The organism is Pseudomonas sp. Irchel s3a10 (genome assembly GCF_900187525.1).
Lineage (GTDB): Bacteria > Pseudomonadota > Gammaproteobacteria > Pseudomonadales > Pseudomonadaceae > Aquipseudomonas > Aquipseudomonas koreensis_G.
In genome coordinates, this window is the sequence record NZ_FYDR01000003.1 from 161,004 (window position 1) to 179,156 (window position 18,153).

At 59.1% G+C, this 18,153-nt stretch carries 16 protein-coding genes; 5 read left to right on the forward strand and 11 right to left on the reverse strand.

Going from position 1 to position 18,153, the window contains the following annotated elements:
• Positions 1 to 123: 123 nt before the first annotated feature.
• Positions 124 to 2,316: a YccS family putative transporter gene (gene yccS, locus CKW11_RS10665; RefSeq protein WP_095137489.1), complete on the forward strand. Its 2,193-nt coding sequence runs from the start codon at positions 124 to 126 to the stop codon at positions 2,314 to 2,316.
• Positions 2,317 to 2,428: 112 nt separating this feature from the next.
• Here the strand turns inward: yccS and CKW11_RS10670 are convergent, their stop codons facing one another.
• On the reverse strand, positions 2,429 to 3,166 hold the full coding sequence (locus CKW11_RS10670) for an ABC transporter substrate-binding protein (RefSeq protein WP_095137490.1): 738 nt from the start codon (positions 3,164 to 3,166) through the stop codon (positions 2,429 to 2,431).
• 256 nt (positions 3,167 to 3,422) lie between these two features.
• On the opposite strand from CKW11_RS10670, the gene CKW11_RS10675 reads away from it, so the two are divergent.
• On the forward strand, positions 3,423 to 3,875 hold the full coding sequence (locus CKW11_RS10675; protein WP_095137491.1) for a GNAT family N-acetyltransferase: 453 nt from the start codon (positions 3,423 to 3,425) through the stop codon (positions 3,873 to 3,875).
• A gap of 115 nt (positions 3,876 to 3,990) precedes the next feature.
• Here the strand turns inward: CKW11_RS10675 and CKW11_RS10680 are convergent, their stop codons facing one another.
• From CKW11_RS10680 to CKW11_RS10690, 3 genes are all read right to left on the reverse strand, one after another.
• Positions 3,991 to 4,287, reverse strand: a complete 297-nt coding sequence (locus CKW11_RS10680; RefSeq protein WP_003229005.1) for a helix-turn-helix domain-containing protein — start codon at positions 4,285 to 4,287, stop codon at positions 3,991 to 3,993.
• Positions 4,288 to 4,387: 100 nt separating this feature from the next.
• On the reverse strand, positions 4,388 to 4,879 hold the full coding sequence (locus CKW11_RS10685; protein WP_095137492.1) for a M48 family metallopeptidase: 492 nt from the start codon (positions 4,877 to 4,879) through the stop codon (positions 4,388 to 4,390).
• Between the two features lie 43 nt (positions 4,880 to 4,922).
• Entirely contained in the window at positions 4,923 to 7,046 is a 2,124-nt protein-coding gene (locus tag CKW11_RS10690) for a bifunctional diguanylate cyclase/phosphodiesterase (RefSeq protein ID WP_095137493.1), read from the reverse strand.
• Positions 7,047 to 7,380: 334 nt separating this feature from the next.
• Here CKW11_RS10690 and CKW11_RS10695 point away from each other — a divergent pair, with 334 nt between their 5' ends.
• Positions 7,381 to 8,049: a polysaccharide lyase family 7 protein gene (locus CKW11_RS10695; RefSeq protein ID WP_095137494.1), complete on the forward strand. Its 669-nt coding sequence runs from the start codon at positions 7,381 to 7,383 to the stop codon at positions 8,047 to 8,049.
• A 220-nt stretch (positions 8,050 to 8,269) separates the two neighbouring features.
• Here the strand turns inward: CKW11_RS10695 and CKW11_RS28565 are convergent, their stop codons facing one another.
• The 7 genes from CKW11_RS28565 to tkt all read right to left on the reverse strand — a co-directional run bounded on the left by CKW11_RS28565 (position 8,270) and on the right by tkt (position 15,511).
• Entirely contained in the window at positions 8,270 to 8,716 is a 447-nt protein-coding gene (locus CKW11_RS28565; protein WP_159974165.1) for a hypothetical protein, read from the reverse strand.
• A 392-nt stretch (positions 8,717 to 9,108) separates the two neighbouring features.
• Complete coding sequence (gene fba / locus CKW11_RS10700) at positions 9,109 to 10,173, reverse strand: class II fructose-bisphosphate aldolase (protein ID WP_003229012.1); 1,065 nt, start codon at positions 10,171 to 10,173, stop codon at positions 9,109 to 9,111.
• A gap of 265 nt (positions 10,174 to 10,438) precedes the next feature.
• Entirely contained in the window at positions 10,439 to 10,771 is a 333-nt protein-coding gene (locus tag CKW11_RS10705) for an MliC family protein (RefSeq protein WP_095137495.1), read from the reverse strand.
• Positions 10,772 to 10,828: 57 nt separating this feature from the next.
• Positions 10,829 to 11,050, reverse strand: coding sequence for a hypothetical protein (locus CKW11_RS10710; protein ID WP_095137496.1), 222 nt, complete (start codon positions 11,048 to 11,050; stop codon positions 10,829 to 10,831).
• 34 nt (positions 11,051 to 11,084) lie between these two features.
• Entirely contained in the window at positions 11,085 to 12,248 is a 1,164-nt protein-coding gene (locus CKW11_RS10715; RefSeq protein WP_007961877.1) for a phosphoglycerate kinase, read from the reverse strand.
• Between the two features lie 26 nt (positions 12,249 to 12,274).
• A complete protein-coding gene (gene epd, locus CKW11_RS10720; protein WP_095137497.1) occupies positions 12,275 to 13,333 on the reverse strand; it encodes an erythrose-4-phosphate dehydrogenase in 1,059 nt (352 codons plus the stop codon).
• Positions 13,334 to 13,513: 180 nt separating this feature from the next.
• Complete coding sequence (gene tkt / locus CKW11_RS10725) at positions 13,514 to 15,511, reverse strand: transketolase (protein ID WP_095137498.1); 1,998 nt, start codon at positions 15,509 to 15,511, stop codon at positions 13,514 to 13,516.
• Positions 15,512 to 15,769: 258 nt separating this feature from the next.
• On the opposite strand from tkt, the gene CKW11_RS10730 reads away from it, so the two are divergent.
• Positions 15,770 to 16,765, forward strand: a complete 996-nt coding sequence (locus CKW11_RS10730) for a metalloregulator ArsR/SmtB family transcription factor (RefSeq protein ID WP_095137499.1) — start codon at positions 15,770 to 15,772, stop codon at positions 16,763 to 16,765.
• Between the two features lie 18 nt (positions 16,766 to 16,783).
• A complete protein-coding gene (gene metK, locus CKW11_RS10735; protein WP_003229025.1) occupies positions 16,784 to 17,974 on the forward strand; it encodes a methionine adenosyltransferase in 1,191 nt (396 codons plus the stop codon).
• The last annotated feature ends 179 nt before the right edge of the window (positions 17,975 to 18,153 follow it).

Genomic DNA, 18,153 nt, shown 5'->3' on the forward strand with positions numbered 1-18,153 from the left:
CCACAGTTGTTATGCGTGATGCAGTAAGGAACACTTTTTGCTGTCAGATGTGATCGGCGCCATTGCGTCGGCGTCATTACTGGCTCAATTTAGCGGCATCGCCTCGGAAGGCCTTCGCACTTCATGTCCTCGACCTCGTTTCGTCAGTCTTTGCGGCGCCTGTGGGCGCTGGATAAATTCAGCTACAGCGTGCGGGTGTTCATCGCCCTGACCGGCAGCATGGCGCTGTGTTGGTATCAGGATGAAATGGGCCTGCTGATCCCGTTGTTCCTCGGGATCATCGCCAGCGCCCTGGCCGAGACCGACGACAGTTGGCAGGGTCGCCTCAACGCACTGGCAGTAACACTGGTGTGTTTCAGTATCGCCGCGCTGTCGGTGGAACTGCTCTTCCCCTACCCCATCGTGTTCGCCATTGCCCTGGCCTTGGCCAGTTTCGGCCTGACCATGCTCGGCGCGCTCGGCGAGCGTTATGGCGCGATTGCCTCGGCGACCTTGATTCTGTCGGTCTACACCATGATCGGCGTGGATCAGCGCGGCGGTGCGGTCACCGATTTCTGGCACGAACCGATGCTGCTGGTGGCGGGTGCCGCGTGGTACGGCCTGCTGTCGGTGCTGTGGCAGGCGATGTTTTCCAACCAGCCGGTGCAGCAGAGTCTGGCGCGGCTGTTCCGTGAACTGGGTTTCTACCTGAAGCTAAAAGCCTCGCTGTTCGAGCCGATCCGCCAACTGGATGTCGAAGGACGACGGCTGGAACTGGCGCAGCAGAATGGCCGCGTGGTCGCAGCGCTGAACAGTGCCAAGGAAATCATTCTGCACCGGGTCGGCAACGGGCGCCCGGGTTCGAAAGTCAGCCGTTATCTGAAGCTGTATTTTCTCGCTCAGGACATCCACGAGCGCGCCAGCTCCTCGCACTATCCGTATAACGCGCTGGCCGATGCGTTCTTCCACAGCGACGTGCTGTTCCGCTGCCAGCGTTTGTTGCGCCAGCAGGGCAAGGCCTGCCGCGCGCTGGCCGAATCGATCCAGATGCGCCAGCCGTTCGTCTACGACGCCAGTTTTGCCGAAGCCCTGACCGACCTCGATGCCTCCCTTGAACACCTGCGCATCCAGAGCAACCCGGCGTGGCGCGGCTTGCTCCGTTCGCTGCGCGCACTGGCAGCCAACCTCGGCACCCTCGACCGTTTGCTCAGCGATGCCAGCAACCCCGACGCCTTGGCGGACGCCACCGACAGCAGCCTGCTCGATCGCTCGCCGCGCAACCTCAAGGACGTGTGGATTCGCTTGCGTACGCAACTGACACCGACGTCCTTGCTGTTCCGTCACGCGCTGCGCCTGCCGCTGGCGCTGAGTATCGGCTACGGCATGGTGCATCTGATTCACCCGTCGCAGGGTTACTGGATCATCCTCACCACCCTGTTCGTCTGCCAACCGAACTACGGCGCGACCCGACGCAAACTCGGGCAGCGGATTCTCGGCACCGCCATCGGCCTGACCGTGGCGTGGGCGCTGTTCGATCTGTTCCCCAGTCCGCTGGTGCAGTCGTGCTTCGCGATCGCCGCCGGGGTGGTGTTCTTTACCAACCGCACCACGCGCTACACCCTGGCGACCGCCGCCATCACGATCATGGTGCTGTTCTGCTTCAACCAGATCGGCGATGGCTACGGGCTGTTCCTGCCGCGCCTGTTCGATACTCTGCTCGGCAGCCTGATCGCCGGCCTGACGGTGTTCCTGTTCCTGCCGGACTGGCAGGGCCGACGCCTGAACAAAGTGCTGGCCAACACCCTGACCTGCAACAGCATCTACCTGCGCCAGATCATGCAGCAATACGCCGCCGGCAAGAGCGACGACCTCGCCTATCGCCTGGCCCGACGCAACGCGCACAACGCTGATGCGGCGTTGTCGACCACCTTGGCCAACATGCTGATGGAGCCGGGGCATTTCCGGAAGGAAGCGGATGTCGGGTTCCGCTTTCTGGTGCTGTCGCACACCTTATTGAGTTATCTGTCAGGGCTTGGCGCACACAGGGAAACCCAATTGCCAGCCGATGTGCGTGAGCATTTGATTGAAGGTGCCGGGGTGAAACTGGCGACGAGTATCGACGAAATCGCCCAGGGCCTGGCGAACAAGCAGCCGGTGGCGATTCAGAGTGACGAAGAGGAAGCGCTGGCCAATGAGCTGGAGCAGATGCCGGACGAGATCGATGAAGGACAGCGACTGGTGCAGACGCAACTGGCGCTGATCTGCCGGCAGCTGGGGCCGTTGCGGACGTTGGCAGCGCACCTGATCAAGGACACCAGTGAGGTCAGCGGCGGCTGATCAGACGCCATCGCGAGCAGGCTCACTCCTACAAGGGAACGCATTTCAAACTGTAGGAGTGAGCCTGCTCGCGATAGGGCCATCAGCCACTTAACAAATTCCGGATCAGCTTCTACATCCCATGCTGCCTCAGCAACTTGTCATAACTCCCGTCCGCTTTCATCGCCGCAATCGCCTTATCGAACCCGGCCACAATCTGCTCATGCTGCGGATTCTTCAGACTCACCAGAATATGCAGGCTGTTCTCGCTCAACGGCTTGGGCAGAAACTCCACCGAGTTGCGCACTTTCGGTGACTCGCGCGCCAGGTAATAGCGCGCGACGTATTCATCTTCCAGAGTCAGCTTGACCCGATCCGCCGCCAGCATGCGCACGGCCATGGCGAAGTTATGCACAGGGACTTTCTCCAGTGCGGTATCGGCATCGAAGGCCTGCGAGTAGGCATAACCGCGCACCACCGCCACCGGATAGGTGTGCAGTTGTTCCAGGCTGCCGTACTCCAGCGGCGTGTCCTTGCGCTTGAGAAAGCGGATGCGGTTGAGCAGGTACTCGCCAGAGAACTGGCCGATTTTTTTCCGCTCGTCGTTGTACCAGGCGTTGACCAGTACGTCGTAACGCCCTTCGCCAACGCCCAGCAGCGCCCGCGCCCAAGGTACCTGCTCATACTCGCTGGCATAACCGGCCCGCGCCAGCGCGGTGCTGACGATGTCGGTGGCCAGGCCACCGTTGACCAGCGTGTCGTCGGTAAAGGGCGGCCAGATATCAAACACCAGTCGCAACTTCTGCGCTGAGGCGGTTTGGGCCAGCAAGAGCAGTCCGATCAACGCAAAGGCTCGATGCAGTCGCGGCATGCTTGAAAATCCTTAGCGGGCGGGCTGCCCGGCGTGTTTTCAGTCAAAACCCCAAGGCCCCATACCGGCGAAACCCAGGCCCTAACAGTAGCTCATTGAAGCCAGTGCACAGCGCTTTCCAGCAGATTACACAAAGCCGAGACGGTCGCGAGAAAGGAATGATGGCATTTTGACCTTTGTCACAGACTCTTCCGCCATACAGACATCCAGCGCCTGTGCCCTTAGTATCGAGCGACGGAGTTCAAGGAGTCGGAAGATGACAATCGAGTGGATCTGCAAGCATCACAGCGATCTGGACAAAGAAGAGTTGTACGCGCTGCTGAAACTGCGCTCGGACGTATTTGTGGTCGAACAGAAATGTGCCTACCCGGACCTCGACGGCCAGGATCTGAATGGCGATACCCATCACTTGATGGGCTGGGAAGACGATCAGTTGATCGCTTATCTGCGCCTGCTCGACCCCCAGTCCCAGGGCGGTGACGTGGTGATCGGCCGCGTGATCATCGCAAAGCAGGGCCGCGGCAATGGGCTCGGGCATGTGATGATGGAACACGCGCTGAAACAGGCCGGGAAGCACTGGCCGCAGGTACCGATCTATCTGTCGGCGCAGGCGCATTTGCAGGGGTACTACGGCAGGTACGGGTTTGTGGTGGCGGGTGAGGAGTATCTGGAGGATGACATTCCGCACATAGGCATGCGTCGTCCTTGAGGGCCCCTTCGCGAGCAAGCCCGCTCCCACATTTGATTGCATTCCATCTGAAGGAACTCGATCGACTGTGAGAGCGGGCTTGCTCGCGAAGGCGTCAGCTCAGCCACTGCAAGACTCAGGGATACTCCAGCACAGCCTTGATCTGCCGCAGATTACGCTCGATCCACCCGCGATCAATCGCCCCCCACTCGCGAATCCGATAGCGCCCGGCATGGTTGCGCGCGCCCTCCTCCTGCTCGAATTCACAGACGATATCCAGATCCGCCAGCGCGGCGATCGTGTCCTGCGCCGTGCGCCGGGGCATGCCGGTCACTTCGGTCAGCGCCGGAACGCTTGGGGCCAGGCCACTGTCGATCAGGTAGGCCACGTACAGGCGCCGGTAAAAGCTGCTTTTGGTCTTGCTTACGTCCATCTAAACACTCCCAACGTTAAAAGATCGCAGCCTGCGGCAGCTCCTACATAAGATCGCATTCCAACTGTAGGAGCTGCCGCAGGCTGCGATCTTTTGATCTTCATTGCATATCGCGCCACGTCAGGTACACCCGCAGATCGAACTCGACCTGGTGATACCCCGGCAGCATGTGTTCACACAATTTATAGAAGGCCTTGTTGTGATCCGACTCCTTGAAGTGCGCCAGTTCATGCACGACGATCATTTTCAGGAACTCGGGCGCCGCCTCCTTGAACAGCGAGGCGATGCGAATCTCTTTCTTGGCCTTGAGCTTGCCGCCCTGCACCCTTGACACCGTGGTATGCAGGCCCAGCGCGCGGTGCGTCAGGTCGAGGCGGTTGTCGAACAGCACCTTGTCGATGGCCGGTGCGTTGCGCAGGTATTCCTGCTTCAGGTCCAGCGCGTAGCTGTACAGCGCCTTGTCGCTCTGCACATCGTGACGCCCCGGATAGCGCTGGCTCAGGTAGTCACCCAGACGCTGTTCGGCGATCAGTTGGCGCACCTGATCCTGCAATTGCGCGGGATAGGCCTGGAGGTATTTCAACGCAGTCATGGACACGGCAACACGGTTCGAAAAGAGCGCCAGTGTAGCGAATTCAAACCGGTAGCGCGCTCCAGTCAAAGGGCTCGGCGAAGCTCGCGGCAGCTTCGGAGGTCAGCGGGTGCGCCACCAGGAAACCCTGCACATATTCGCAGCCATGCGCTTGCAGCCATTGATACTGTTCGATGGTTTCCACGCCTTCGGCGATCACCAGCAAACCGTACTGTTTACACAGATTGATCACGTTGCTGACCAGCGCCGCGTCGCGCGTCGAATCCGGCAGCCGCGCAATCAGGTGTCGATCAAGCTTGAGCGTATCCAGCTCCAGATCACGCAGATGCGCCAGCGAACACGGCCCCGAACCAAAATCATCCAAAGCCACCCGCACCCCGAGATTACGCAGCAGGCGCAGCTGTTTGCGGGTCTCGTCGGGGTTGTGCATCAGTGCGTCTTCGGTGACTTCGACCTCCAGTTGCCGTGGCTGCAGCGCGTGCCGCTCCAGCACCTGACGCAATTCGGTGACCAGATTCGGCAGACCGAACTGGGTGTTGCTCAAACTCACACCGAGCACCAGATCTTCGGCAAACAACGTTTCCCAGGCTTTGCGCTGGCCGGCGCCGCGATGATAGATCCAGCTGCCGAGCCGGCTGATCAACCGTGCCTCTTCCAGCAACGGCAGGAACAGCCCCGGCGGCACATCGCCGACGCTCGGATGCTGCCAGCGCAACAACGCCTCGAAACCGCGGATCTGCCCGCTGTCGATCGCCACCTGCGGCTGATACACCAGATTGAAATCACGGTTCTCGATGGCATCGCGCACGCTCTCTTCGAGCATCAGCCGCGAGCGCGCGCGGCCGTTCATTTCGTGATCATAAAAGCGATATTGCTGACGCCCGGCGCGCTTGGCTTCGTACATGGCAATGTCGGAGGCGCGCAGCAAGCCGTCGAGGTTCGAGCCGCAGTCCGGGTAGGTGGCGATGCCGATGCTCGCGCCGAGGGCGATGTCCAGCCCTTCGATCTGCTGACAGATCGACACCCGTTCGATGAGTTTCTCGGCAATCTTCGCCGCCTGCTCAGGGAACTCCAGATCGAGCAGCGCAGTGAACTCGTCACCGCCCATGCGCGCGAGAATATCGAACGGCCTTAAGCACGCCTTCAACTGCTCGGAGACCCAGCGCAGCACCCGGTCGCCGGCATCATGCCCAAGGGAATCATTGACCCGTTTGAAGCCATCGAGATCCAGATACAGCAGCACCCAACTGCTGTCGCTGCGTTCACCGCGCAGCAGCAGGTTTTCCACCGTCTGATAGAAACCCCGGCGATTGAGCAGACCGGTCAACGGATCGGTGACCGCTTGAAATTCCAGCTGCTGATGCAGGTGACGCACCACCGACATGTCCAGCACCGTCACCACCATCGCGTGTTGCTCGGCGGGCAACGGCGCGCAGGACAACGCCACCGGCACCTGTTGCCCCGGCGCCGTGCGCAATAACGCATCGTGCAGACGCAAGGTCTCACCGCGTTTATAGCCGGCCAACAACTCGGAATCGGCCCACAGCGGGATGTGCGGTTTCTGCAGATAATCGAGAAATTCCTTGCCCTCCAGTTCTTTCACCGGCGCATTCAGCAGCCGCGAAATCGCCGGGTTGGCGAAGCGGATCAAACCGTCCTCGCCGAGCACCAATATTCCTTCCGCCGCGTTATCCAGCACCGAGGCATTGAAGGCCCGTGCGACCTCCAGATCATGACTCAGGCGCTGCAAGGCGCGGCGGTTGCGCTGGTGTTCGAGCAATGCCTGGACTTTCGGTTTGAGGATCTGTGGGTCGAACGGTTTGAACAGGTAATCCACCGCGCCACTGGCGTAGCCCTTGATCACGGCGTCCTGCGACTGTTCGTTGGCGGTGAGGAAAATGATGGGCGTGAGACGTGTGCGCTGGCTGCCGCGCATCAGCCGCGCGACTTCAAAACCGTCCATGCCTGGCATCTGCACATCCAGCAGCACCAGATCGACGTCATGTTCGAGCAGCAGATTGAGTGCCTCGAAGCCGGAGGCAGCGGTCATGACGTGCCAATCCTGACGCTGCAGCAACGCGCGCATGCTGATCAGGTTTTCAGGGTAATCATCAACGATCAAAAGGACAGAGCTGCCTTCACCTGGCTGGGGTTGCGCGCATTCCATGCTGCTTCTCTTGTCGGGACATCTCTTGTCGGACTATCGGCCGGTTTCCTGGGAAAACCGTACAGTTACTGAGCCATCACTCTAGTCCCGGATCTGTGAAAGCAGAAGCTGTCACGCCGCCATCATTTAGCCAAAGCTGCGATAAACCGACTAACGGTCACCCCTGCAGCCCCCGAAAACCGGCACAGATGGCATTTCGACAGGATGTTGACGCCAATCATCTGCCAAACGGGCGTTAACAAAAAACTCCTCTACGCTTATAACTGCCGCCCGAAAAGGCGCGGGCTAGAGCTTCTGGCACTCGCGTTCAGGATGAATTGAGTGGAAAACCGACATGATCGATCTCGCAACCTGGAACCTCAGCGTTCCCGTCGGCAGTCCGCCGTACACCGTCGAAACCTCCAAACTGGTGAATGGGTTCAAGGATCAGTACTTCCATTCCGACACCGGCACGCTGTTTTTCTGGTCACCGGTGACCGGGTCAAAAACCGAAAACGCCATCTACCCGCGCACCGAACTGCGCGAAACCTTCAGCAACGGCACCCTGCGCAACTGGTATTACCCGGACGCCGACAACACCCTGCGCGCAACCCTCGCGGTGAACAAGGTGCCCAGCTCGGGCAAGATCGTCATCGGCCAGATCCACGCGTATGAAAGCCAGAAGCCGATGGTCAAGCTTGAATACCAGTACAAGACCAAGACCGAAACCGGCAACCTCGTCATCAAAGTACGCATGCACCCCGACGATGCGGAAAGCCGCGTTATCACCCTCGCCACCGGGATCAAACTCGACCGCGAATTCAACTACCTGATCCACCTCAGCCCCGGCGGTGCACTGGGCGTGAGCGCAGCGGGTTATCAGTGGGATTCACAAGTCAGCGCGACGTGGCGCAACAAGCCGCTGTACTTCAAGGCTGGGGTGTATGTGCAGGACAACACCGGGTATACCAGTGAGGGTGGGCAGGTGACGTTTACCAAGCTGGATATTGATCACAACAAGTGACATCGGCGGCCTCGATACTTACACAAATTCCTGTAGGAGCGGGCTTGCTCGCGAATGCGGAGTGTCATTCAACATCAATGTTGCTGACCCACCGTATTCGCGAGCAAGCACGCTCCCACAGGGGATCAATTGCGTGATGAATATCAAGGGGGGTCTAGTCTTGAAATGGTTTAAACCTATTTCAGGACTAGACACTTGGATTCTCCTTTCCCGCCCTTTCCTACGAAACAGAAGTAGGGAAATTTACAAAAAACTCACCATCCGAAACTGCGAACCCCTTATTCCCTGGTTCCTTATGAAACCTAAATTTTCCTTTAATAACTCCAAAGCTATTTTTTTCCAGTACGAATAATCCAGATTGAGGCCTCCATGCAGGGGCATATCGCGCGTCGCATACAAAATCAATTACATTGGGGAAGTCTGGAAAATAGTGATATGTACCTGGAATAAGATCCTTGGAGAATAAAAATAAAATATTTTCTGAATGATGTTCAGTATGGCTACTTGTATGCACATAAATGTTGTCAGAGTAATCTCCATAAAGATGGGTAGATTTATATTCAGATTTCTCTTCGCCACTTTCGCCATCCTTGCCGTACAAGATACAGCTGACCTCGCCACTGAGCTCATGCTTTTTAAATTTCTCACGGACATCAATGCTTGACATATCAATCTCTCCATTACATAGAAGGAACAAAATCAGTAAAGGGAGGGATAAATATGTTTATCGTTACTTCCTTTCTGATTGCATTGAGACGATAGGCTGCAATGAATTTTAAATCACCTGTCAGAAATGACAGTTCTTTATGCGATTTCGAAATAAGCAAAACAATTTACGCAGTCGTTAACGAAATTTATTTTTCTCTCAACAATAACTATGCCTTCGGCCACATCACGTTCGGGGAAAATGTCACATATCGGGCTTATCGAGAGAAATTTTAAAAATCTTTTTTAACGACATTTTTAGCCGCCAGCCTTTAATTTGTTCACAATGAAAAACTCACACAAAAAAACCCGCCACTCGGCGGGTTTTTCATTTACGCGATCAAACGCCCAGGCTTAGTTCACCTTGGCGTTCAACTCACCCTTCAGATAACGCTGGAACATCGCTTCCAACGAGATCGGCTTGATCTTCGAAGCATTACCGGCAGTACCGAACGCTTCATAACGAGCGATACACACATCACGCATCGCCGTCACAGTGGCACCGAAGAATTTACGTGGATCGAATTCGCTCGGGTTGGTGGCCATCAGGCGACGCATTGCGCCGGTGGATGCCAGGCGCAGGTCGGTGTCGATGTTGACCTTGCGTACGCCGTATTTGATGCCTTCGACGATTTCTTCAACCGGCACGCCGTAGGTTTCTTTGATGTCGCCGCCGTACTGGTTGATGATCGCCAGCCACTCTTGTGGAACCGACGAGGAACCGTGCATCACCAGGTGGGTGTTCGGGATGCGCTTGTGGATTTCCTTGATGCGGTCGATCGCCAGCACGTCGCCGGTAGGTGGCTTGGTGAACTTGTAGGCGCCGTGGCTGGTGCCGATGGCGATGGCCAAGGCATCGACCTGGGTCTTCTTGACGAAGTCAGCGGCTTCTTCCGGGTCGGTCAGCATCTGGCTGTGATCCAGAACGCCTTCGGCGCCGATTCCGTCTTCTTCACCGGCCATGCCGGTTTCCAGCGAACCCAGGCAGCCCAGCTCGCCTTCTACCGAAACGCCGCAGGCGTGAGCCATGGCTACGGTTTGTTGGGTAACGCGGACGTTGTATTCGTAGTCGGTCGGAGTCTTGCCGTCTTCGCCCAGGGAGCCGTCCATCATTACCGAGCTGAAGCCCAGTTGAATGGAGCGCTGGCAGACGTCAGGGCTGGTGCCGTGGTCCTGGTGCATGCACACCGGGATGTGCGGGAATTCTTCGATCGCGGCCAGGATCAGATGACGCAGGAACGGCGCGCCAGCGTATTTGCGAGCGCCGGCCGAAGCCTGGACGATCACCGGGGAGTCAGTCTTGTCAGCGGCTTCCATGATGGCGCGCATCTGCTCAAGGTTGTTGACGTTGAAGGCTGGAACGCCGTAGCCGAACTCGGCTGCGTGGTCCAGCATCTGGCGCATGCTGATAAGTGCCATTGTGTGTGTCTCTCCCGGTTGAGGGTCGTTAATCGTGCCAGCCTGCCGGAGCGGCGGCGGCTATTCAAGTGATTGCAGATCGGGGGTCGAAGCCCGGTCTGGTGATTCGGTGTTACCAAAATCTTGTGAACAACAGAGAACCCCTGTGGGAGCGAGCTTGCTCGCGAATGCGAATTAACATTCAACATTGATGCAAGCTGATCCACCGCCTTCGCGAGCAAGCCCGCTCCCACATTTTGGATCTATGTGAATCAATTCAATCGTCTTACTCGGCCTTGCAGCCGCGGCCGATCAGGTCATTGGTGGCGACCCAGTACACCAGGCCTTCGTCACCCTTGACGTGAAACGCCAGCATGCCGTCGCTGTAAAGCACGCCCGAGGCGCCCGGCTCTTCTTTCAGGCGATAGACCTGATCACCGCCGCCCAGTCGAACATCGACTTCCTTCTGGCCGGCATCGGCGTAGCGCCACAGCACTTTGGCCTGGCTGTCGCAAGTCCAGGTGGCCCAACTGTCCGCAGGTGCGGACGACTGAAACAAGTTCAACTGCGCGCAACCGCCCAACAATGCCAACGCCGCAATGGCGATCAAGCCTTTCATCCGTGTTCCTCGACTGACAACCAACGCCGCCAGCCCTGAGTTAAAGAGTCAGACCGGTCAAGGACAACCATGTTCCTTGGCCGGGGTTTGCGTCTCGTATTTGTCCAGACCGTCCGGCCCCGAGCGCTTGTTCAACACCGGGTTGGTTTCGGCCTGCCAGTCGGCCTGGTAGCAGCCTTTGCGCGCCGCATCCGGCGCAGGCGTTGCCTCGGCCTTCGGGTTACTCCCGCAGGCCGCCAGCGTACCGGTCAGCAACAACAGCGCTAACGACTTGACCATGTGAACACTCCTTTGCCTGGCCAAACGGGCGGCCTCAGGCCTTGGCCCGGCTTTCCAGGACTTCAACGGCCGGCAGCACCTTGCCTTCGACGAATTCGAGGAACGCGCCACCACCGGTGGAAATGTAGGAGATTTGCTCGGCCACGCCATATTTATCGATGGCCGCCAAGGTGTCGCCACCACCGGCAATGGAGAACGCGGCGCTGTCAGCGATGGCCTGGGCCAGCACTTTGGTGCCGTTGCCGAACTGGTCGAATTCGAACACGCCGACCGGGCCGTTCCACAGGATGGTTTTCGACGACTTCAGCAGTTCGGCGAAGTTGGCCGCGGTTTGCGGGCCGATATCCAGGATCATGTCGTCAGCGGCAACGTCAGCGATCAGCTTGACGGTGGCTTCAGCGCTTTCAGCAAATTCCTTGGCAACCACCACGTCCACCGGCAGCGGCACGCTGACCTTGGCGGCGATGGCGCGCGCGGTGTCCAGCAGGTCCGGCTCGTACAGCGACTTGCCGACTGGGTGACCGGCAGCAGCCAGGAAGGTGTTGGCGATGCCGCCACCGACGATCAGTTGATCGCAGATCTGGCTCAGGCTGTTGAGGACGTCGAGTTTGGTCGAGACCTTGGAGCCGGCAACAATCGCAGCCATTGGCTTGGCCGGTGCGCCCAGCGCCTTGCCCAGTGCATCCAGTTCAGCGGCCAGCAACGGGCCAGCAGCCGCGACTTTGGCAAACTTGGCCACGCCGTGGGTCGAACCTTCGGCGCGGTGCGCGGTGCCGAAGGCGTCCATCACGAACACGTCGCACAGGGCGGCGTATTGCTGGGCCAGTTCGTCGGCGTTCTTTTTCTCGCCCTTGTTGAAGCGCACGTTTTCGAACAGCACGATGTCGCCGGCCTTGACGTCAACACCGCCCAGGTAATCGGCCACCAGCGGCACTTCGCGGCCCAAGGCCTTGCTCAGGTAGTCGGCGACTGGCTTGAGGCTGTTCTCGGCGGAGAACTCGCCTTCGGTCGGACGACCCAGGTGCGAACACACCATCACCGCCGCACCTTTTTCCAGGGCCAGCTTGATGGTCGGCAGCGAAGCCAGGATACGCGCATCGCTGGTGACAACACCGTCCTTGACTGGGACGTTGAGGTCTTCGCGGATCAATACGCGCTTACCTTGCAGATCGAGGTCGGACATCTTCAACACGGTCATGGGTCGCACTTCCTGAGTAGCTGTTCTTAGAGAGCAGGTTTTTTTGAAATCGCTGTTTGCAGATAGTGGTCTGCAACGTCCAGCATTCGGTTGGCAAAACCCCATTCGTTGTCGAACCAGGCCAGGATGTTCACCAGCTTCGGGCCGGAAACACGGGTCTGACTGGCATCGACGATGGCCGAATGTGGGTCATGATTGAAATCACAGCTTGCGTGCGGCAACTCGGTGTAGGCCAGCAGGCCTTTGAGCGGGCCGTTGGTGGCGGCCTCGCGCAGGATCCGGTTGACCTCGTTGGCATCGGTCGCGGTGGCGGTCTGCATCGTGATGTCGAGGCAGGACACGTTGACCGTCGGCACGCGTACGGCTTTGGCCTGAATTCGCCCGGCAAGTTCCGGCAGCAGGCGCTCGATGCCACGCGCCAGACCAGTGGACACCGGGATCACCGACTGGAACGCCGAACGAGTGCGGCGCAGGTCTTCGTGGTGATAGGCGTCGATCACCGGCTGATCGTTCATCGCCGAGTGAATCGTGGTGATCGACACGTAATCCAGGCCGATCGCCTTGTCCAGCAGACGCAACAGCGGCACGCCGCAGTTGGTGGTACAGGACGCGTTGGACACCAGCAGCTCATCGCCAGTCAGGCAATCCTGATTGACGCCGTAGACAATGGTGGCGTCGACATCCGCCTCGCTGGCCATCGGTTGCGAGAACAGCACGCGAGGCGCGCCGGCGTTGAGGAAACGCTGGCCGTCTTCACGGGTGTGGTAAGCGCCGGAGCATTCAAGCACCAGGTCGACGCCCAGCGCCGCCCAGTCAATACCTTCGGGGGTGGCACTGCGCAGAACCTTCACGCAGTCGCCATTAATATGCAGACAATCGCCGTCTACTCGCACTTCGCCGGGAAAGCGGCCGTGGGTGGAGTCGAAGCGTGTCAGGTATTCGATGCTGGCCATGTCCGCCAGATCGTTGATCGCGACAATTTCAAACCCGGCCTTCTCGCCTCGCTCGAACAACGCACGCAAGACGCAACGACCAATCCGGCCGTAGCCGTTGAGTGCAACTTTGTAGGGACGCGGTTGAGGCATGGGGTTCTCGATTACCGTTTGATTCCGTTATTGCAGTGGTGTCTGAACCACCGATTTCGCGAGCAAGCCCGCTCCCACATTGGATCAGGGTTGCGAACACTGTGTGTGTCACACAACAAATCCCCCTGTGGGAGCGGGCTTGCTCGCGAAGGCGTCAGTCCAGACGACGCAACTTCTGGATCAGTCTTCCAGCAGCTCTTCAGCCTGACCCAGGATGTTTTCCAGGGTGAAGCCGAATTCTTCGAACAGCGCCGAAGCCGGAGCCGATTCGCCGTAGGTGGTCATGCCGATCACACGGCCTTCCAGACCGACGTACTTGAACCAAAAGTCGGCGTGAGCCGCTTCGATCGCGATACGTGCGCTGACCTGCAACGGCAGAACCGATTGCTTGTAGCCAGCGTCCTGAGCGTCGAACACGCTGGTGCAAGGCATGGAAACCACGCGCACCTTGCGGCCCTGCCCGGTCAGTTTGTCGTAGGCCTGAACGGCCAGACCGACTTCCGAACCGGTCGCAATCAGGATCAGCTCAGGCTCGCCTGCGCAGTCCTTCAATACGTAGCCACCGCGGCTGATGTCGGCGATCTGGCCGGCATCGCGTTCCTGGTGCTGCAGGTTCTGCCGCGAGAAGATCAGCGCCGATGGGCCATCCTTGCGCTCCAGAGCGTTTTTCCAGGCCACTGCCGATTCAACGGCATCGGCTGGACGCCAGGTGTCGAGGTTCGGTGTGGTGCGCAGGCTGGTCAATTGTTCGATCGGCTGGTGCGTCGGGCCGTCTTCGCCCAGACCGATGGAGTCGTGGGTGTAGACGTGGATCACGCGCTTCTTCATCAGTGCCGACATGCGCACCGCGTTGCGAGCGTATTCCATGAACATCAGGAAGGTCGCGCCGTAAGGCACCAGGCCGCCGTGCAGGGTCACGCCGTTCATGATTGCGGTCATGCCGAACTCGCGCACGCCGTAGTACATGTAGTTGCCGCTGGCATCTTCAGCGCTGACGCCTTTGCAACCTTTCCACAGGGTCAGGTTGGAGCCGGCCAGGTCAGCCGAACCGCCGAGCAGTTCCGGCAGCAGCGGGCCGAACGCGTTCAGGGTGTTCTGGCTGGCCTTACGGCTGGCGATGGTTTCGCCTTTGGCCGCCACTTCAGCAATGTAGGCCGAGGCTTTTTCCGCGAAGTCAGCCGGCAGTTCGCCGCTCAGGCGACGGATCAGCTCGTTGGCTTCGGTCGGGAACGCCGCGGAGTAGGCAGCGAAACGCTGATCCCACTCGGCTTCGGCAGCGCGACCTTTTTCCTTGGCATCCCACTCGGCATAAATGTCGGCCGGGATTTCGAACGGGCCGTGGTTCCAGTTCAGCGCCTGACGGGTCAGAGCGATTTCCGCGTCACCCAGTGGGGCGCCGTGGCAGTCTTCCTTACCCTGCTTGTTCGGCGAACCGAAACCGATGGTGGTCTTGCAGCAGATCAGGGTCGGCAGCGGGCTCTTGCGCGCGGTTTCGATAGCGGTCTTGATCTCTTCCGGATCGTGACCGTCGACGTTGCGGATCACCTGCCAGTTGTAGGATTCGAAACGTTTCGGGGTGTCATCGGTGAACCAGCCTTCGACTTCGCCGTCGATGGAGATGCCGTTGTCATCGTAGAAGGCGATCAGCTTGCCCAGGCCCAGAGTACCGGCCAGGGAAGCGACTTCGTGGGAAATGCCTTCCATCATGCAACCATCCCCGAGGAACACGTAGGTGTGGTGATCAACGATGTCGTGGCCAGGACGGTTGAACTGCGCGCCCAGGACTTTTTCTGCCAAGGCGAAGCCGACGGCGTTGGCCAGACCCTGACCCAGCGGGCCGGTGGTGGTTTCGACGCCCGGGGTGTAGCCGAATTCCGGGTGACCCGGGGTGCGGCTGTGCAGTTGACGGAACTGCTTGAGGTCGTCGATCGACAGGTCGTAACCGGTCAGGTGCAGCAGCGAGTAGATCAACATCGAGCCGTGGCCGTTGGACAGCACGAAGCGGTCACGGTCGGCGAACGATGGGTTGCTCGGGTTGTGCTTGAGGTAGTCGCGCCAAAGTACTTCGGCGATATCTGCCATACCCATAGGGGCACCGGGATGGCCGCTGTTGGCTTTTTGCACGGCATCCATGCTGAGGGCACGAATGGCGTTGGCACGCTCACGACGGCTAGGCATCGCTGATCTCCTGGGTGTGAATAGATTGAAACGGAAAAAAGGAGGGCATTTTCCCTCACCGGAGCGCCTCGGGGCAATGACAGATAGTCATCCGAAGGCGTTTTTCCCGTGCTGGACGGCGGTTTCGTCTGGTGAAACCTTTCCGCTGTTCGTTTGTAGAGTTAACCAGCCAGTGAGAAGTGCCATCTATCGAGCAATATCAAAACTTTTTGATATTGCCCTTGCGGCGATTTCCCACCGTCACTAGACTGCTGCCCCATGAACTTACGCGTGCCTTCCATTCGCCATGACGATTGCGACGAGCTGGCGGCCCTGTGCAAGGCCGGTGGCGATCCGCTACGCCTGAATGTATTGCGCGCGCTGGCCAACGATTCGTTCGGCGTACTGGAACTGGCGCAGATTTTCGGTATCGGCCAGTCCGGCATGAGCCACCACCTCAAGGTGCTGGCCCAGGCCGATCTGGTAGCAACACGCCGTGAAGGCAACGCGATTTTCTATCGTCGCGCCCTGCCTCACACCGAATTGCTGGGCGGCAAGTTGCACGCCGCATTGTTAGAAGAAGTCGACAATCTGGCGCTGCCGGACGACGTGCAGGCGCGCATCACTCAAGTCCACGGACAACGTGAAGCGGCCAGCCAGGACTTTTTCGCCCGGGTCGCGGAGAAATTCCGCGCCCAGCAAGACTTGATCGCAGGCCTGCCGCAATACCGCGACAGCGTGCTGGCCCTGCTCGACAAACTGAACTTCAATGGTGCTGCCACGGCCATTGAAGTCGGCCCCGGTGATGGTGCTTTCCTGCCGGAACTGGCCCGCCGCTTCGGCACCGTAACCGCGCTGGACAACAGCCCGGCGATGCTCGAACTGGCGCGTCAGGTATGTGAACGTGAACGGCTGGCTAACGTCAGCCTGCAATTGGCCGATGCATTGAATGGCACCAGCCTTCAGGCCGATTGCGTGGTACTGAACATGGTGCTGCACCATTTCGCCGCGCCGGCCGAAGCGCTCAAGCACATGGCCGGCCTGCTGCAACCGGGCGGTAGCCTGCTCGTGACAGAGTTATGTAGCCACAACCAGAGTTGGGCCAGGGAGGCCTGCGGTGATCTGTGGTTGGGGTTTGAACAGGACGATTTGGCCCGTTGGGCCACCGCTGCGGGACTCGCTCCCGGGGAAAGCCTCTATGTAGGCTTACGTAATGGTTTCCAGATCCAGGTTCGCCACTTTCAGCGACCGGCTGGCGACACTCACCATCGGTAAATTCAGGAAAACATCGAGATGAGCGAATACTCCCTCTTCACCTCCGAGTCCGTGTCTGAAGGACATCCGGACAAAATCGCCGACCAGATTTCCGATGCGGTGCTGGACGCCATTATTGCCCAGGACAAACACGCACGTGTGGCCGTGGAAACTCTGGTCAAGACCGGCGTTGCCATCGTTGCCGGTGAAGTGACCACCAGCGCCTGGGTCGACCTGGAGCAGATCGTTCGTGACGTGATCTGCGACATCGGCTACACCAGCTCCGAAGTCGGCTTCGACGGCGCTACCTGCGGCGTGATGAACATCATCGGCAAGCAATCCCCAGACATCAACCAGGGTGTTGACCGTGCCAAGCCTGAAGATCAGGGTGCTGGCGACCAGGGCCTGATGTTCGGCTACGCCAGCAACGAAACCGACGTGCTGATGCCAGCGCCGATCACCTTCTCGCACCAGCTGGTGCAGCGTCAGGCCGAAGCCCGTAAATCGGGTCTGCTGCCTTGGCTGCGTCCGGACGCCAAGTCGCAAGTGACTTGCCGTTACGAAGGCGGCAAGGTTGTCGGTATCGACGCTGTTGTTCTGTCGACCCAGCACAACCCTGAAGTGTCGTACAAAGACCTGCGCGAAGGCGTGATGGAGCTGATCGTCAAGCACGTGCTGCCTGCCGAACTGCTGAGCAAAGACACCCAGTTCCACATCAACCCGACCGGCCAGTTCATCATTGGCGGCCCGGTAGGTGACTGCGGTCTGACCGGTCGCAAGATCATCGTCGACAGCTACGGCGGCATGGCCCGTCACGGCGGCGGCGCATTCTCCGGTAAAGATCCATCGAAGGTTGACCGTTCGGCGGCCTACGCAGGCCGTTACGTTGCCAAGAACATCGTCGCTGCCGGCCTGGCCGAGCGTTGCGAGATCCAGGTGTCCTACGCCATCGGCGTGGCTCAGCCGACTTCGATCTCGCTGAACACCTTCGGTACCGGCAAGATCAGCGATGACAAGATCATCAAGCTGGTGCGTGAAGTGTTCGACCTGCGTCCATACGCAATCACCACCATGCTCGATCTGCTGCACCCGATGTACCAGGAAACTGCAGCCTACGGCCACTTCGGTCGTGCTCCGCAGACCAAGACGGTTGGCGAAGACACCTTCACCACCTTCACCTGGGAAAAAACCGACCGCGCCGACGCTCTGCGTTCCGCTGCTGGTCTGTAAGCCCTCCCCGGCTGCAAAAAAGCCCCGCACGGTTCGCGCCGTGCGGGGCTTTTCATTGTTCGAAAAGAGCAAAAGATCGCAGCCTTCGGCAGCTCCTACACAACGCATCCCCCTGTAGGAGCTGCCGAAGGCTGCGATCTTTTGACTTTAACGCTGCGCAACACCCCGCAAAACACCCA

What these genes read in the sequence shown, in the direction of transcription:
- epd (WP_095137497.1), bottom strand. Translation starts at nt 13,333, where the DNA reads ATGCCTCAACCGCGTCCCTACAAAGTTGCACTCAACGGCTACGGCCGG.
- yccS (WP_095137489.1), top strand. Translation starts at nt 124, where the DNA reads ATGTCCTCGACCTCGTTTCGTCAGTCTTTGCGGCGCCTGTGGGCGCTG.
- CKW11_RS10715 (WP_007961877.1), bottom strand. Translation starts at nt 12,248, where the DNA reads ATGACCGTGTTGAAGATGTCCGACCTCGATCTGCAAGGTAAGCGCGTA.
- CKW11_RS10685 (WP_095137492.1), bottom strand. Translation starts at nt 4,879, where the DNA reads ATGACTGCGTTGAAATACCTCCAGGCCTATCCCGCGCAATTGCAGGAT.
- CKW11_RS10670 (WP_095137490.1), bottom strand. Translation starts at nt 3,166, where the DNA reads ATGCCGCGACTGCATCGAGCCTTTGCGTTGATCGGACTGCTCTTGCTG.
- CKW11_RS10730 (WP_095137499.1), top strand. Translation starts at nt 15,770, where the DNA reads ATGAACTTACGCGTGCCTTCCATTCGCCATGACGATTGCGACGAGCTG.
- tkt (WP_095137498.1), bottom strand. Translation starts at nt 15,511, where the DNA reads ATGCCTAGCCGTCGTGAGCGTGCCAACGCCATTCGTGCCCTCAGCATG.
- CKW11_RS10710 (WP_095137496.1), bottom strand. Translation starts at nt 11,050, where the DNA reads ATGGTCAAGTCGTTAGCGCTGTTGTTGCTGACCGGTACGCTGGCGGCC.
- CKW11_RS28565 (WP_159974165.1), bottom strand. Translation starts at nt 8,716, where the DNA reads ATGTCAAGCATTGATGTCCGTGAGAAATTTAAAAAGCATGAGCTCAGT.
- CKW11_RS10705 (WP_095137495.1), bottom strand. Translation starts at nt 10,771, where the DNA reads ATGAAAGGCTTGATCGCCATTGCGGCGTTGGCATTGTTGGGCGGTTGC.
- CKW11_RS10695 (WP_095137494.1), top strand. Translation starts at nt 7,381, where the DNA reads ATGATCGATCTCGCAACCTGGAACCTCAGCGTTCCCGTCGGCAGTCCG.
- CKW11_RS10675 (WP_095137491.1), top strand. Translation starts at nt 3,423, where the DNA reads ATGACAATCGAGTGGATCTGCAAGCATCACAGCGATCTGGACAAAGAA.
- CKW11_RS10690 (WP_095137493.1), bottom strand. Translation starts at nt 7,046, where the DNA reads ATGGAATGCGCGCAACCCCAGCCAGGTGAAGGCAGCTCTGTCCTTTTG.
- metK (WP_003229025.1), top strand. Translation starts at nt 16,784, where the DNA reads ATGAGCGAATACTCCCTCTTCACCTCCGAGTCCGTGTCTGAAGGACAT.
- fba (WP_003229012.1), bottom strand. Translation starts at nt 10,173, where the DNA reads ATGGCACTTATCAGCATGCGCCAGATGCTGGACCACGCAGCCGAGTTC.
- CKW11_RS10680 (WP_003229005.1), bottom strand. Translation starts at nt 4,287, where the DNA reads ATGGACGTAAGCAAGACCAAAAGCAGCTTTTACCGGCGCCTGTACGTG.